The 14262-nt window shown below is 65.5% G+C and carries 11 protein-coding genes; 6 read left to right on the forward strand and 5 right to left on the reverse strand.

What is annotated here, in order from left to right; genetic code table 11:
* Positions 1 to 30: 30 nt before the first annotated feature.
* Positions 31 to 279 (forward strand): hypothetical protein, encoded by a 249-nt coding sequence (locus G7078_RS03040; protein ID WP_166092865.1) that lies wholly within the window; start codon positions 31 to 33, stop codon positions 277 to 279.
* On the opposite strand, the gene queG is transcribed toward G7078_RS03040, so the two are convergent.
* Complete coding sequence (gene queG / locus G7078_RS03045) at positions 204 to 1304, reverse strand: tRNA epoxyqueuosine(34) reductase QueG (RefSeq protein ID WP_166092867.1); 1101 nt, start codon at positions 1302 to 1304, stop codon at positions 204 to 206. The two genes, G7078_RS03040 and queG, sit on opposite strands and share 76 nt — an antisense overlap.
* A 29-nt stretch (positions 1305 to 1333) precedes the next feature.
* Between queG and G7078_RS03050 the strand changes: the two genes are divergently transcribed.
* Positions 1334 to 2263: an ABC transporter ATP-binding protein gene (locus G7078_RS03050; protein WP_166092869.1), complete on the forward strand. Its 930-nt coding sequence runs from the start codon at positions 1334 to 1336 to the stop codon at positions 2261 to 2263.
* Between the two features lie 8 nt (positions 2264 to 2271).
* On the forward strand, positions 2272 to 3459 hold the full coding sequence (locus G7078_RS03055) for an ABC transporter permease (protein WP_166092871.1): 1188 nt from the start codon (positions 2272 to 2274) through the stop codon (positions 3457 to 3459).
* Here the strand turns inward: G7078_RS03055 and G7078_RS03060 are convergent.
* Positions 3456 to 4199, reverse strand: coding sequence for an isocitrate lyase/PEP mutase family protein (locus tag G7078_RS03060; RefSeq protein ID WP_166092873.1), 744 nt, complete (start codon positions 4197 to 4199; stop codon positions 3456 to 3458). The genes G7078_RS03055 and G7078_RS03060 overlap by 4 nt on opposite strands.
* A 117-nt stretch (positions 4200 to 4316) precedes the next feature.
* Between G7078_RS03060 and G7078_RS03065 the strand changes: the two genes are divergently transcribed.
* The gene (locus tag G7078_RS03065) at positions 4317 to 6053 is read left to right on the forward strand and encodes an amidohydrolase family protein (RefSeq protein WP_166092875.1); all 1737 of its coding nucleotides are present in this window, start codon (positions 4317 to 4319) and stop codon (positions 6051 to 6053) included.
* A gap of 6 nt (positions 6054 to 6059) precedes the next feature.
* Here G7078_RS03065 and G7078_RS03070 read toward each other — a convergent pair whose 3' ends face one another.
* The 3 genes from G7078_RS03070 to G7078_RS03080 are packed head-to-tail and all read right to left on the reverse strand — an operon-like array spanning position 6060 to position 9798.
* Positions 6060 to 7781 (reverse strand): dipeptidyl-peptidase 3 family protein, encoded by a 1722-nt coding sequence (locus G7078_RS03070; protein ID WP_166092877.1) that lies wholly within the window; start codon positions 7779 to 7781, stop codon positions 6060 to 6062.
* 41 nt (positions 7782 to 7822) lie between these two features.
* Positions 7823 to 8626 carry a LytR/AlgR family response regulator transcription factor gene (locus G7078_RS03075; protein WP_166092881.1) on the reverse strand — a complete coding sequence of 268 codons (804 nt, stop codon included), beginning with the start codon at positions 8624 to 8626 and terminating at the stop codon, positions 7823 to 7825.
* Entirely contained in the window at positions 8626 to 9798 is a 1173-nt protein-coding gene (locus G7078_RS03080; RefSeq protein WP_166092883.1) for a sensor histidine kinase, read from the reverse strand. The genes G7078_RS03075 and G7078_RS03080 overlap by 1 nt, the downstream gene beginning before the upstream one ends.
* A 67-nt stretch (positions 9799 to 9865) precedes the next feature.
* Between G7078_RS03080 and G7078_RS03085 the strand changes: the two genes are divergently transcribed.
* Positions 9866 to 11803 (forward strand): M1 family metallopeptidase, encoded by a 1938-nt coding sequence (locus G7078_RS03085; RefSeq protein WP_166092885.1) that lies wholly within the window; start codon positions 9866 to 9868, stop codon positions 11801 to 11803.
* A 72-nt stretch (positions 11804 to 11875) separates the two neighbouring features.
* Positions 11876 to 14212 carry a putative bifunctional diguanylate cyclase/phosphodiesterase gene (locus G7078_RS03090; RefSeq protein ID WP_166092887.1) on the forward strand — a complete coding sequence of 779 codons (2337 nt, stop codon included), beginning with the start codon at positions 11876 to 11878 and terminating at the stop codon, positions 14210 to 14212.
* Positions 14213 to 14262: the final 50 nt, after the last annotated feature.

Consider the following 14262-nt stretch of genomic DNA (forward strand, 5'->3'; position numbering starts at 1 on the left):
CAGCCGCAGCCTTCCCCGTCATCGCAGCACGTGCATGGCCCGATCATCGGCCTGACTCCGCAGGAACTGGTCCAGCAGCTCGGCTCCCCGGCACTCCAGATCCGCGAAGGGAGCAGCCTCAAGCTGCAGTTCCGCAATGCCGAATGCGTGCTCGACGCCTACCTCTATCCGCCGCCCGGCGCTGCGGCGCCGCTTCGCGTGACCTATGTCGACGCGCGCAACCGCTCGCTGGCGTCGGTTGACCAGGGTGCCTGCCTGCACTCCTTCGAAGGGCCCTGAAGCGCGGCCATTGCCCACGTTGCGGCATCGGCGACCACCGGGTCTTCGCTTTGCAGGTGGGGACGGACCGCCTCGATCAACGCCCCATCGCCGCTGTTTCCCGCCGCAACCAGGCAATTGCGGATCATCCGGTTGACGCCAATCCGCTTGATCGGAGATCCCGAAAACATCGCCCGGAAGGCCGCATCGTCGAGCTTGAGGAGGTCAGCGAGCGGGGGCGCCTTCAATTCTTCCCTGCCGATGAAGGCGCGGTTCGCCGCCGCGCTGGTCGCGAAACTGTTCCAGGGGCAGACGGCCAGGCAGTCGTCGCAGCCATAAATCCGGTTGCCGATCGCGGCGCGATTTTCCTCCGGAATCGGCCCGGCATGTTCGATCGTCAGGTAGGATATGCATTTGCGGGCATCGATGCGGTGCGGGCCGTCGAAGGCATTCGTCGGGCACGCATCGAGGCAACGCCTGCAGCTGCCGCAAGTGATCGGGGCCGGCTGGTCCGGCTGCAGCTCAAGGCTGGTCATGACGACGCCGAGGAACAGCCAACTGCCGTGCTGGCGTGAAACGAGGTTGGTGTGCTTGCCCTGCCAGCCGATGCCGGCGGCGGCGCTCAGCGGCTTTTCCATGACCGGGGCGGTATCGACGAAGACCTTGAGCTGGCCGCCGTGGCGGTCCGCGAGCCAGCGGCCGAGCGCCTTCAGCGCCTTTTTCACCGTCTTGTGATAGTCGCCGCCCTGCGCGTAGACCGAAATCCGGCCGGCCGACGGCTGGTTGGCCAGTGCCCGCGGGTCGCGGTCCGGCGCATAGCTCATGCCCAGCGCGATGACCGACCGGGCTTCCGGCCACAACGCGGTCGGGGCGACGCGGTGATGGGCGCGCGCTTCGAACCATTCCATGCTGCCGTGGCGGCCGTCCTCGATCCAGCGGAGCAGGTTCGCACCGGCCTCGGGCACGGCGTCGGCGCGCGCGAAGCCGCATGCGACGAAGCCGAGCTCGCGCGCCTTGTCCCGAATTTCCTGTTCTAAACTTGCCATTTACCGGGCCGACTCTACCACGCCGGCCCATGGGGGCCAGCGGCACCGCTGTCGAGGCGACGGGCCTCATCAAGGATTTCGCCGAAACGCGGGCGGTCGACGGCGTCAGCCTGTCGGTGCCCGCGGGCTCGATCTACGGGCTGCTCGGACCCAACGGCGCGGGCAAAACGACGACCTTGCGGATGCTGCTGGGGATCATCGACCCGTCCGGGGGTGAAGTGACCGTGCTCGGGTACAAGCGGCCGATCGATGCGGCGAAGCTGGTCGGTTACCTGCCGGAGGAGCGGGGCCTGTACCCATCGATGCAGGCGCGCGAAGCGATCGCGTTCATGGGCGCGCTGCGTGGCCTGCCGCTTGCCGAAGCCCGGAGGCGCGGCGACCAGCTGCTGCTCGACCACGGACTCGGCGATTGGGGCCGCAAGCCGATCCGGACACTGTCCAAGGGCATGGCGCAGACCGTCCAGCTGCTTGGCACGCTGGTCCACCGCCCGCGCCTGATCGTGCTCGACGAACCGTTCTCCGGGCTCGATGCGATCAACCAGGGCAAGCTCGAGCGGCTGATACGCTCGGAGGCGGCCGGCGGCGCGACGATCATCTTTTCGACCCACGTCATCGCCCATGCCGAGCGGCTGTGCGAGCGGGTGGCCATAATCGCCAGCGGCAGGGTCGCGTTCGAAGGCAGCGTCGACGAGGCCCGCGCGCGGCTGCGTCCGATCGTCCGGCTGCGGACCCGGGAAGTGGACGGCCCGTGGCGCCGAGCGTTTCCGGCCAATGCCCGCCGCGAGGGCAAGGAATGGATTTTCGAGCTGCCCGAAAGCGGGCCCGAGCCTTTGCTTCGGGCGCTGCTGGACAACGGAGCAGGGATAGAGACGCTGGCGATCGAGCGGCCCGGGTTGCACGACGCCTTCGTCGCCATCGCCGGTCATCCCGCGGCGGTCGCAATGGAACAGGCCGCCTGAGCGTGGAAATGCTGCGCGCCGCCCTCGTCATTGCCCGCCGCGACTTCACCGCGACGGTCATGTCGCGCGCCTTCCTGCTGTTCCTGATCGGCCCGCTGTTCCCAGTGCTAGTCGGGGCCATCTTCGGCAGCATCGGCAGCGGCGATACCAAGCCCGAGCGGCTGATCGTCGCGGTGGTCGCGCCCCCCGCCGAGTTCGCGGCGATGGAGCAAGCGCGCAGCGAAGCCGCGTCTGCATTCGCGGGCGCTCGGCTGATCGAATTGCGGCGGTTCGACCCTGATGGCGACTCGGCTGGACTGCGGCAGCGGCTGCTCGGCCAGCATCAGCCGCCGATCGTCGCGGTACTGGAAGGCGGCGTCTCCGCACCGCGGCTGACCGGCGCCGTCGCACCCGACGGCATCGTCGCCAGCCAGCTGCGGCTGATCGTCGCCAACGCCCGCAAGCCGGCGCCGCCGAAGGTCGCCGTCCAAGTCACCAGCACCGGCACTTCGCAGGCCAGCGTCACCGCGGCGCGGGCAGTGACCGCGCGCGTCGGGCAGGGCCTGCTGTTCGTCCTCACCATCCTGCTTGCCGGGATGACCCTGTCGCAGCTGATCGAGGAGAAATCGAACAAAGTGATCGAGGTACTTGCCGCGGCAATCCCGGTCGACGCCATCTTCCTCGGCAAGCTGCTCGCAATGCTCGCGACATCATTCGTCGGCATCGCCGTCTGGGGATCGGCTGGGGCGCTCGCGATCGCCATCTTCTCGGCCAAGGGCTTCGCGGCGATTCCGGCGCCGGCAGTCGGCTGGAGCGTCTTCGCGGTGCTGGCGCTGACCTATTTTGCGATGAGTTACTTGCTGCTCGGCTCCGTCTTCCTGGGCATTGGCGCGCAAGCGAACAGCGTCCGCGAAGTGCAGACACTGTCGATGCCGGTGACGATGGCGCAAGTGCTGATCTTCGCCCTTGCATCGGCGACCGTCGGCCAGCCGGACAGCACGCTGGCGCTCGCCGCGACGCTGTTCCCGCTGTCCTCTCCCTACGTCATGCTTGGGCGTGCGGCCGAGCTGCCCGGGCTGCTTCCCCACGTGGCTGCGCTTGCCTGGCAATTGCTGTGCGTCGCCGCGATCCTGATGTTCGCGGCCCGCCTGTTCCGCCGCAACGTGCTGAAATCCGGCGCGGTGCGACGCAAGTGGTGGCGAAGGGCCCGGGTCTAAACGATCGCCGCGCGGGCAGCGTCCTGGAGCTGCTTCATCAGTGCCTTGTGCGGGAACGGGCCGTGGCTGATGCGGGCGACGCCGGCGCTGGCCCATTCGGACTTTGAAGGCGCGCCGGGGAAGGCGATGACGTTGAGCGGTAACGGCACCTCGCGAACGATGCGCTCGATCTGGCGCGGGTCGGCGAGGCGCGGGACGAAGAAGCCGTTTGCGCCGGCACCGGCGAAGGCCTTGCCGCGTTCGATGACCTGATCGATCACCGCATCGCCATGGTCCTGCGTCTTCAGCAACAGGTCCGTGCGCGCGTTGATGAAGAACGACTCGCCAACGGCGCTCCGGATGGCCTCGATCCTGCGGCATTGCAGGTCGAGCGGGTGAAGCCCTTCGCCGCCGATAACCTGGTCTTCGAAGTTGCAGCCGACTGCGCCGGTAGCGGCGAGACGGGCGACATTGCGCCCGCCCTCCTCCGGATCCGTTGAATAAGCGCCTTCGAAGTCGATCGTTACCGGAAGCGCGACTGCGTCAACGATCCGCTTCGCATTCGCCAAGGCAAAATCGATCGGCACCTGCTCCCCATCGGCAAAGCCGTTGGCGTCGGCGACGGGATGGCTTCCGGTCGCAAGCGCCTTCGCGCCCGCTTCGACCACGGCAAGCGCGCTGCCGACGTCCCAAATGTTGTAAAGCACGACCGGGTCGCCGGGCACGTGCAGCGTCGCGAATGTCTCGAACTTGCTTGTCATGTGGGTCTCCTGCGAACCGAGGCCGGCTATTAGCACCTGCGCGAAGGCGAAGACATTGGCCTCTAGCCGGGTAAGCCCGGATGATGCTTAATGACGTCAATTGGGGGAGGGCGGACAATGAAGCGCATTCTGCTTTGGGCGATCCTAGCGGGTATCGCTGCACCGGCGGCAACCGCGGCGCCGCAGGTGACGGCGCTCGTCGGCGGCACCATCGTCGACGGCAATGGCGGTGCGGCGATCAAGGACGGCGTTATCCTGCTGCAGGGCGACAGGATCCTCGCCACCGGGCCGCGCTCGACCGTCGCGATACCCAAGGGCGCAACACGCGTCGATGTGTCGGGCAAGTGGCTGACCCCTGGCCTCATCGACGCGCACGTGCATTTCTTCCAATCGGGCGGGCTGTACACGCGTCCCGATGGGGTCGACCTCACCAAGGTCGTGCCTTACGCCAAGGATATCGAGCGGTCGAAGGCGCGGCTCGACGAAACCTTCGCCCGCTACCTAGCCAGCGGCGTCACCACCGTCGTCGATGCCGGCGGCCCGTTATGGAATTTCGAAGTGCGGCGTCGCGCGATGGCGAGCGGACGAGCGCCGCGCGTGGCGGTCGCCGGACCGCTGATCGCGACCGAACCCACCGAACCGCAAAAGCACCTTGGCGTCGACGACCGGCCGATCATTTCCGCCGCCAATGTCGAGGAAGCGCAGCGCCTGGCGCGGGCGCAGCTCGCCTACAAACCTGAGCTGATCAAGATTTGGGGCATTGGGTCCGGCGCAAGCGGTGCTGCGAAGCTTCGCGACATCACTCGCGCGGTCGTCGCAGTCGCCCATCCCGCCGGCGTCCGCGTAGCGGTGCATGCGACTGAGCTTTTAAACGCGCAGGCGGCGCTGGACGGTGGCGCCGACATCCTGGTGCACAGCGTCGACGATGCCGCCCTCACGCCCAAATTCATCGGCGACCTCAAGGCCGGCAATCACGTTTACGTGACGACCGCTGTGGTCGGAGAGGGCTATGGCGACGCCTTCAAGGGGCGGCCGGAACTGCTGCCGATCGAGCGCAAGCTGGGCGACCCAGTTATCATCCAGTCGCTTTACGAAATTCCGGCAGCCTTTGCGGAGAAGGTTGCGGGCCTGCTTCCGCCGAGCAGCATCAAGCAGATCCTGGTCAATGCCAAGACACTGGTTGATTCGGGGGTCCGGGTGGCCGCCGGCACCGATGCCGGAAATATCGGCACGTTGCACGGGCCGGCCATTCATCGCGAGCTCCAGTTGCTGTCGACGGCCGGGCTCACGCCGGCGCAGGTTCTGACCGCAGCAACGCGTGACGCTGGGTTCGTCTATGCCAGCAAGCCTGACATCGGGCTGATCAGGCCCGGCTATCGCGCCGACGTGCTGGTGCTCGACGCCGACCCGCTCGCCGACGTCGCCAACTTGCAGAAGATCGCGACCGTCTGGTCACGCGGCAAGGCGATCGATCCGGCCACGTTGTTGCCCGACACCCCCGAAAGCGTCGTGCAGCGGCAGCTGGAACGGTACAATGCGCACGACCTGGACGGTTTCCTCGGTACGTATGCCGACGAAGCTCAAATCTTCGACTTGCCGCACACGAAGCCGAGCATGTCCGGCAAGGCGACGATGCGGGAAGTCTATGGCAAGCTATTTGCCAAATACCCGCAAGTGCATTGCCGGGTCGCCAATCGCATCGTCGAAGGTAGGTTCGTCACCGACCAGGAGGTCTGCACCGACGGCAGCAACAAGCCGCCGATGCACGCCGGCGCGACTTACGAGGTGGTCAACGGCGCGATCCTGCGGGTCTGGTTCACCGACCCGCAAGCGCCGTTCGACGACAACAAGTAAATCAGGTCAGACCCGGTCGGGGTAGATCGGCCGAACGTCGGTCGGGATCGCCGCCATGCTGTCGATTACCGACTGCGCCTGGGGATCGATCACCGCCCATTTGTCGAGGAACGCCTTGGTGCCCGGATAGTCGCCGTTGCCCTGCAGCCGGACGATGCCTCCAACCAGGGTGCGGATTCCGGAATCGAGCTTGGTCGGATCGATGCGGAAGCGCTTGGCGGCTTCGTCCCAGACGATGCCGCCGTGATTACGCAGATACTGATATTGCATCGCCGCGCCCTTGCCGTGGGCCTCGTTGGCGCCGAACCGCATCGCCCGGAACAGGCCCGCGACATAGGTTGCGCGGATCTGGCTGCGCTCGGCCTTGGGCAAGATGCCTTTGTCCATCATGAACATGACGTTGTAGGCGCCCATGACGTCCGCCTTGGCTTCCTCGAAGCCGCTGCCGATGTCCTTCAGTTCCTTGTCGACGGTGGTCTGCCGGCCATCGACGACGATGCTGCCCGGCCCGAGGCTGTGCGACAGCTCGTGGAACAGGGTTTCCAGGAACATGTAGCGTCGCGTGACATGGGCGGCGTCCGCCGGGACCAGCGCCAGCGTCGCCATCGGCTTGAGGATGCGCTCATATTTCGCGCCGAGCACGTTTTCGAGGATGACCTTCTTCGCGCCCTTGGCCTCGCGCACCCGCTCGTCGTTGGGCAGGTTGAAGGCGATGGTCTGGACGCCCGGGACATTGTCGCCGCCGCCGTGGATCTGGTCGACGACCGAGATCGGCGATTCAAAGCCGCGCTTGAAATTTTTGTATTTGGCTTCGACCGGAAGGTTGCCCTCCATCGCCCGAAGTTCGCCCTTGTAAACGTCGAGCGCCGCGCTCTCCTTGGGATTGCGCAGCGTGACGAACGCCTCGAACGCGGTTTTGCGGCCGTAGAGCGTGTCGGTGTAGGTTTCGTACGGCCCGATCGCGACTTCGATCGGCGTGTCCTTGACGTCCATCCAGGCCAGTTCCGACTGGAAATAGTCGTCGGTTCGGAACGACTGCGCGCGCAGCGACAGGAACTTCTTCAAGCTGGCATTGCTGGTGATCGCGGCCGCCTGTTCGAGCAGTTGCGCGGCGGGCTCCAGCCATTGCTTGTAGGCAATGGAATAGGGGATGGTCACCAAGCGGTCGCCGTCCCGCCGGATGACCGTATAGCCGCTGTTGAGCGCATCCGCCTCCGCCGGGTGGGCGGCGACATAGGCTTCGAACTGCTCCTTGGTCAGGTCGGCCGGGTAGAAACCGGCCCCGGCCGGGCGCGGCAGGTTGCCGAAAAAGGGCTTGTCCTCATCGATCGGATCCCACGGCCCAAAGAAGGCGTCGAATTTCTGCAGCAATTCCGCCCGGTTGGGCAGGTTGCTGGCCGCGATCTGGGCGCGCACTTCCGGATTGGGGGCGAAAACCTGTCGCAAGTAGATTTCGCTCATCAGGTTGGCGGCCTGGTTGAGCAGGTTGACCACTTGCCGCTCCTCGGCGGTGAGGAAACCGATGTCCGTGGCCATCTGAATCGGCGCGAGCTTGGCCAGGCCGTCGGTCTCATGCGCGACAGGGTCGAGCGGACCGGCTGGGACGGCCGGCTCGACGAGGGTGACCGGCGGCGTCGCAACCAGCATTGGGGCAGGCGGTGGCGTGACGGTCGAGCAAGCAGAAAGCGCGACGGCGGAGACGGCGGCAAGCCAGCGGAGTTGGATCATCGGGCGCTTGTAGCAGCGCGGCCCGCGCTGCGGCAAACGGCTTAGTGGACGAACCGCGCGACGACGTCGCGATAGCTTCGGCTGACTTTCACTTGCGCGCCGGAGTCCAGCACCAGGAAGCATTCGCCATTGGTATGCGGCTTCACTTGCCGGACCAGGTCGAGATTAACGATGGTCGAGCGGTGAACGCGCTGGAACCGCCTCGGATCGAGGCGCTTTTCCAGGTCCTTCATCGTTTCGCGAAGGATCAGCGTGTTGTCGCCGGTCTGGATGCACATGTAATCGCCGGCGGCATCGATCCGCTCGATCGTGTCCACGTCGACGCGGAAGATCTGCCCCTGGTCCTTGATGTTGATCATTTTCTCGAAGCGGTTCGATGCGTGCGCCTCGGGCTCGCCATCGGCCATTTCTTCCGCTGCTTCGGGGGCGTGTTCCGCAAGCGCTTCCTTGAGCCGGCCGGCTTCCTCCGCGCTCCGCTTTTCCTGCAGGCGCAGCCGCACCCGGTCGAGGCATGAGGCGAGTCGGTCTTCGTCCACCGGCTTCATCAGATAATCGACGGCCTGCGCATCGAAGGCGCGAAGCGCGTGGTCGCCGTAAGCAGTGACGAAGACGAACAGGGGCGGCTCGACCTCCATCAGACCCTGGATGACCGAAAATCCGTCAAAGCCCGGCATCTGGATGTCGAGGAAGACGAGGTCGGGCTTGTCGGTCTTGATCGCGCGGATCGCTTCGCGCCCATTGGCCGCGGTGCCGATCACCTCGACGTCGTCATGGGCTTCCAGTCGGAGCCGAAGCCCCTGTGTGGCAAGCGGTTCGTCATCGACCAAAATGGTCCGGATGCTCATCAGTCCTTGTCTCCGCTCTCGTAGGGAATTTCTACGACAACGCTGAAACCCCCATGTTCGTTCTTCCGCGTCGTAAACGCGTGTGAATTTCCATAGGCCTGGGCCAGCCGCTCGCGGATGTTGGCAAGGCCGACGCCGGTCGATGGGGTCGCTGCAAGGTCCGCGCCTTCGCCGTTGCCATTGTCGGCAACCTCGATCCGAACGGACTGCGCTTCACGCCGCGCCGTCAGCCAGATGTCGGCGCCGACTTCGCTTGGGGTGACCGCATATTTGATCGCATTTTCGATCAGCGGCTGCAGCAACAGCGACGGCAGGCGAGCGCCGATCGTCTCGGACTCGATCTTGAAATGCGGGCGGAGCCGATCCTCGAACCGCATCTTTTCGATCTCGAGGTAGAGCTTTAGCGTCTCGACCTCTTGGGCGAGCGTCACTTTCGCCGTCGATTCATTGGCCAGGGTGTAGCGCAGGAAGGACGACAGGCGCGCCAGCATCGCGTTGGCCCGCTCCGTCTGCTTGAGCAGCACCAGCGTCGAAATCGAATTGAGCGTGTTGAACAGGAAGTGTGGGTTGAGCTGATAGCGGAGCATCGCCAACTGCGCCGACGACGCCTGACTTTCCAGCCGCTCCCGCTGGTGGATCTGCTCTTCCAGCAGGATGTAATAATTGATTCCGTAATAAAGCGCCGTCCAGGCGGCGAGCAGCGAGAAATTGAGCAGGATCGCGCCGAGATACTCGAAGCCCATCGGCCGGGAATCCGGCTTCAGGAAGGTCGCGTAGCTCCACGTTTCGATCACCGAAAAGATGGTCGAGGCGAGCACCACCGCGATCAGCGAAAGCACCGCGGTCCAGATCACCCGCATCTTGATCAGCCGGCGGAACAGCGCGCCCATCAGCAAGGTCAACGAATAGCCGGTGGCGGTCAGCAGCGCGGTGTGGACAAGCCACATCGCGCCCATGCTGTTGGCGAAGCCGGACAGCGAACGGAGGATGAAATAACCGCTCCAGCCGAACCCCTGGAGGAACCAGAAGGCGCGGTTCTTGTCCTGGAAGAAGGGGGCGTCGAGCCCAACGCCTTCAAGGATCGGGCGCGCCGGCGAATTGACGCGCGGCGTCTCCGACCGGCGGCGCTCGGGTCGATCGGGCTGCGTCAAAGCTACGCTGTCGGTCGCCATCGCGATCGATATAGGCCGGAGGCTTGGCCATTGCGAGACACCCGTATCCCGTGCAGGAGCTTGGGCCATGTCCAGCTTACGCCTCCTGCTTGCGACAGCCGCTGCTGCCGCCCTCGCCTCATGCCAGTCCGTGGCCCCCAACCTTGCATCGATGACGCCGCAGCCGTCGCCGGTCGCGGCCGCACCCATCGCCCCGGTGCTCGCCACCGCCGACGCGGTCGACATTCACTCCTATGCGCGGCCGCTGGAAGCGCGGGTCACGCATGTGAGCCTGGACCTGGCGGTCGACTTCGAAACCAGGCGCCTGTCGGGGACTGCGGCGCTGGATATCGTCCGCCGGCCCGACGCGCGGGAAATCGTGCTCGACGATCGCGGTCTTGAGATCCAGTCGATCGTCGATGGGTCCGGTGCGCCGCTCCAGTATAGCGTCGGGACTTCGGATCCCCAGCTCGGCTCGCCGCTGGCGATCGCCCTTCGGCCGGACACCCGCCGGATCGTCATTCGCTATGCGTCGGCCTCCGACGCCGGGGCGCTCCAGTGGCTGACCCCGCAGCAGACCGCGGGCAAGCGTTTGCCGTATCTGTTCAGCCAGGGGCAGGCGATCGAGAACCGGAGCTGGATCCCGACCCAGGATTCACCTGGCGTCCGCCAGAGCTGGGAGGCGCGGATTACCGTTCCGACCGGGCTGGTGGCGGTGATGAGCGCGCCATCGGCTGGTCCCGGACGTTCGAACGAGCGGGACCCCGGCCATGTCACCTACAGCTTCCGGATGCCGCACAGCGTGGCGCCCTACATGATCGCGATTGCCGTCGGCGATGTCCGCTTCCAGTCGCTCGGCCCGCGTTCCGGCGTCTGGACGGAACCGTCGACGATCGCCGCGGCCGCCCGCGAGCTTGAAGACACCGAAAAGATGATCGCGGCTGCCGAAGCGCTCTACGGGCCCTATCTGTGGGGCCGCTACGATCTGCTCGTCCTGCCGCCGTCCTTCCCGTTTGGGGGGATGGAAAACCCGACGCTCACCTTCCTGACGCCAACCTTCATTGCCGGCGACAAGAGCCTCGTCAGCCTGGTTGCGCACGAACTTGCGCACAGTTGGTCGGGAAATCTCGCCACCAACGCGACCTGGGCCGACTTCTGGCTGAACGAGGGGATGACGACTTACGCCACCTATCGGATCGTCGAATCGCTTTACGGCCCGAAACTCGCGGCGCAGCAATATGCCAACGGCTTCGATGCGATGATGACGGCGATCGACGACGCGGGCGGCATGAAGGCGCCGGATTCGCGGCTTCACATCGACTTGAAGGGCCGCCACCCGGACGATGGCCTGACCGATGTCGCTTATGAAAAGGGCGCTGCCTTCCTGCGCACGATCGAGCATGTCGCCGGGCGCGAGCGCTTCGATGCCTGGCTGAAAGGCTGGTTCGGGTGGCACCGTTTCGAGCCGGTGACGTCGGCGATCTTCCTTGCCGACATTCGGCAGAACCTGGTGCGGGGCGACGCTGCGCTGGAGCAAAAGCTGATGCTCGACGCATGGGTTTACGAGCCCGGGCTGCCGTCGAACCTGGTCAGGCCCGACCCCGCAGCGTTCGCGAACGTCGATGCCGCGGTGTCGCGCTTTGCGTCGAATGGCACGATCCCGTCGCAGCTCTGGGCGAGCTGGAACACCGACGAGCGCCTGCGCTTCGTCAACCGGCTGCCGCGCAAGATTACCAAGCAGCGCCTTGGCGCGCTCGACCGGGCGCTGTCTCTGTCGGAAACCGGGAACAATGAAGTGCTGTTCGCCTGGCTCAGCCTTGCCGTTGCCAACCGCTACGGCGCCGCGGTCCCGGCCCTCGAGCGTTTCCTCACCACCCAGGGACGCCGTAAGTTCGTGGCGCCGCTGATCAAGGCGCTGGCCAAGGACAGCGCTTGGGGCCGGCCGATCGCTTCGCGGGTCTACCGGGTTGCGCGGCCGCTCTATCACCCGATCACCGCGCGCGGGCTCGACGAATTGAAGCTATAACGGAAGGTCAGTCTTAACCGCGTCTCAACTCTCTTCCTCTAGTCGACCGGGAATAGGAAGAGCGGGACGCGGATGTACGAAGCCCCTGACCGTTATAAGCGGATGATCTCGGCACGCCTGCCGGATGGCGGATCGCTGGCGTTTTCAGCGAAGGAAGCCGAAGCGGCAGCATCGCCGTTGCGTGACTCGCAGCTGATGGCTCGCGCCCAGCTCGCGCCGTTCTTCGCAGCGGCCAATGTCGTGGCGTCGGCGATGATGGTCGCTGCCCTTTGGGGCCAGGCCGAAATCGCATGGCTGTTCGGCTGGACCGCCGCGGTCGCCGCCGTGAACCTTGTGGCGATGCAGATCGCCCGCACCCAGGCGATTACCCACGTCGGGCGTTCCGGCCGGCGCGTTCCGGACTGGCTGCTGATCGGCGAAGTCGGCGTTCGCGCCGCTGTCTGGCTGTCGCTTCCGCTTTACCTGTTCCATTCGCTGCCCCTGGCTGGCCAGGTCATCAGCGCCTCTATCATGGCCGGGCTTGGGATCGCGGCGCTGGGCCTGATTGTCTTCCTCCCCTGCGTCGTCGCGTGGATGGCCGCCTTTACCGGCGGCATTTGCGCCGTGTTGCTAATCGGCCGCAACAGCGTGCCGTTCGAACATATGCTGTCGATCCTGTTCACGCTTGGGGTCGCCATCTTCGGCGTGCTGGCGGTCGCGCGCTGGGCCTTTACGCAGATGAAGACCAATGCCGACGTCGGCTCGCAAAGCGAAAGCGCGTCGTTGCTGCTGCAGGAATATGAGCAGCGCGGCGTCGGCTGGCTGTGGCAGGTCGATAGCGAAAACCGTGTGACTTACATCTCGTCGCGAATGACGGCGCTGCTCGGCCGGCCTGCGAACCAGCTGCTTGGCCATTCGCTTCCGTCGCTGCTTGGCGGCAATGCCGAGCTCGGCCGCAAGCTTCTCGACAAGCAGGCGTTCAACCAGCTTGAAATGGAGCTGGAGACCGCGCGCGGGCCGCGCTGGATTTCGATCGCCGGCGATCCGATCATCGATACCGCCGGCCGCTTCGAGGGTTTCCGCGGCGTCGGCTCGGACATCACCGAGATCCGGCAGACGCAGGAGCGGCTGACGCACCTGGCCAACATGGACGTGCTTTCGGGCTTGCCGAACCGCGGCCGAGTCCGCCAGCTTTTGGGTGACGCCCTTCGGGCGGCCACCGCCGGCAACGTGCCGTGCGCGATCCTCTTCCTCGACCTCGACGGCTTCAAGCCGGTCAACGACACCTTTGGCCACCCGAAGGGCGACGCCGTCCTGCGCGCGGTGGCCAAAAGGCTGATGGACCAGGTCGGGAACGACGGCCATGTCGGCCGCATGGGCGGTGACGAGTTCGCCATCGTCGTCACCGATGCGCAAAGCCGAAAACTGGTCGAGCAGATGTCCGACCGGATCATCGCCGCGATCAAGGAGCCGTACTTGATCGAAGGCACCGAAATTACCATCGGCGTGTCGATCGGCTGCGCGTTCGGCCCCATCGACGGCGCCACGGTCGACGACCTGATCCTCAAGGCCGACCTTGCGCTGTACCAAGCCAAGGACGCCGGCCGCGGCGTGGCCCGCTACTTCTCGTCCGAACTTCAGTCCGAACAGGAAGATCGCGTCCGCCTCGAAAGCGACCTGCGCTCCGCGCTTGCGGCCAAGCAGTTCCACCTCGTTTTCCAGCCGCTGATCAACGCCAAGTCGCAAAAGCTGGTCGGCTTCGAAGCCCTGCTTCGCTGGAATCACCCGAACCGCGGGCTCGTTCCGCCCAACGTCTTCATCCCGGTGGCCGAGGAAATCGGCATGATGAATGCGATCGGCGACTGGGTGATCGAGGAATCCTGCCGGGCCGCAGCAACGTGGCCCGATTCCATCAGCGTCGCGCTGAACGTCAGCCCCAAGCAGATCGTCCTACCGGCGCTGCCCAACACGGTCAGCGAGGCGCTCGCCCGCCACCGCGTGCAGGCGAACCGGCTGGAGCTGGAAGTGACCGAAGGCGTCTTCCTCGGCGACAATGGGCCGACCCTCGACGTGCTTCGTCGGCTTCGGACGCTCGGCGTGGGCATTGCCCTCGACGACTTTGGAACCGGCTATTCTTCAATCGGCTATTTGAACAAGGCGATCTTCCACAAGCTGAAGATCGACGGCAGCTTCGTTCGCGAAGCGGGCACCCGGTCGGAAAACATCGCCATCATCCAGTCGATCGTCCAGCTGGCCAAGAGCTTCCGCATGTCGGTCACCGCGGAAGGTGTCGAAACCGCCGAGGACTTCGAACGCATGCGCGACCTCGGGTGCGACACCATCCAGGGTTACCTGTTCGGCCGGCCGCTTTCCTATGAGCGGGCAAACCAGATGGTGATCGGCCTTTCGACCAAGCGGATGGCCAGTTAATCCACGCTTTCGGCGGCGCCGATGGATCGTGATGCGGTTCCCGCGTGTTC

This window comes from Sphingomonas sinipercae (genome assembly GCF_011302055.1).
Taxonomy (GTDB): domain Bacteria; phylum Pseudomonadota; class Alphaproteobacteria; order Sphingomonadales; family Sphingomonadaceae; genus Sphingomicrobium; species Sphingomicrobium sinipercae.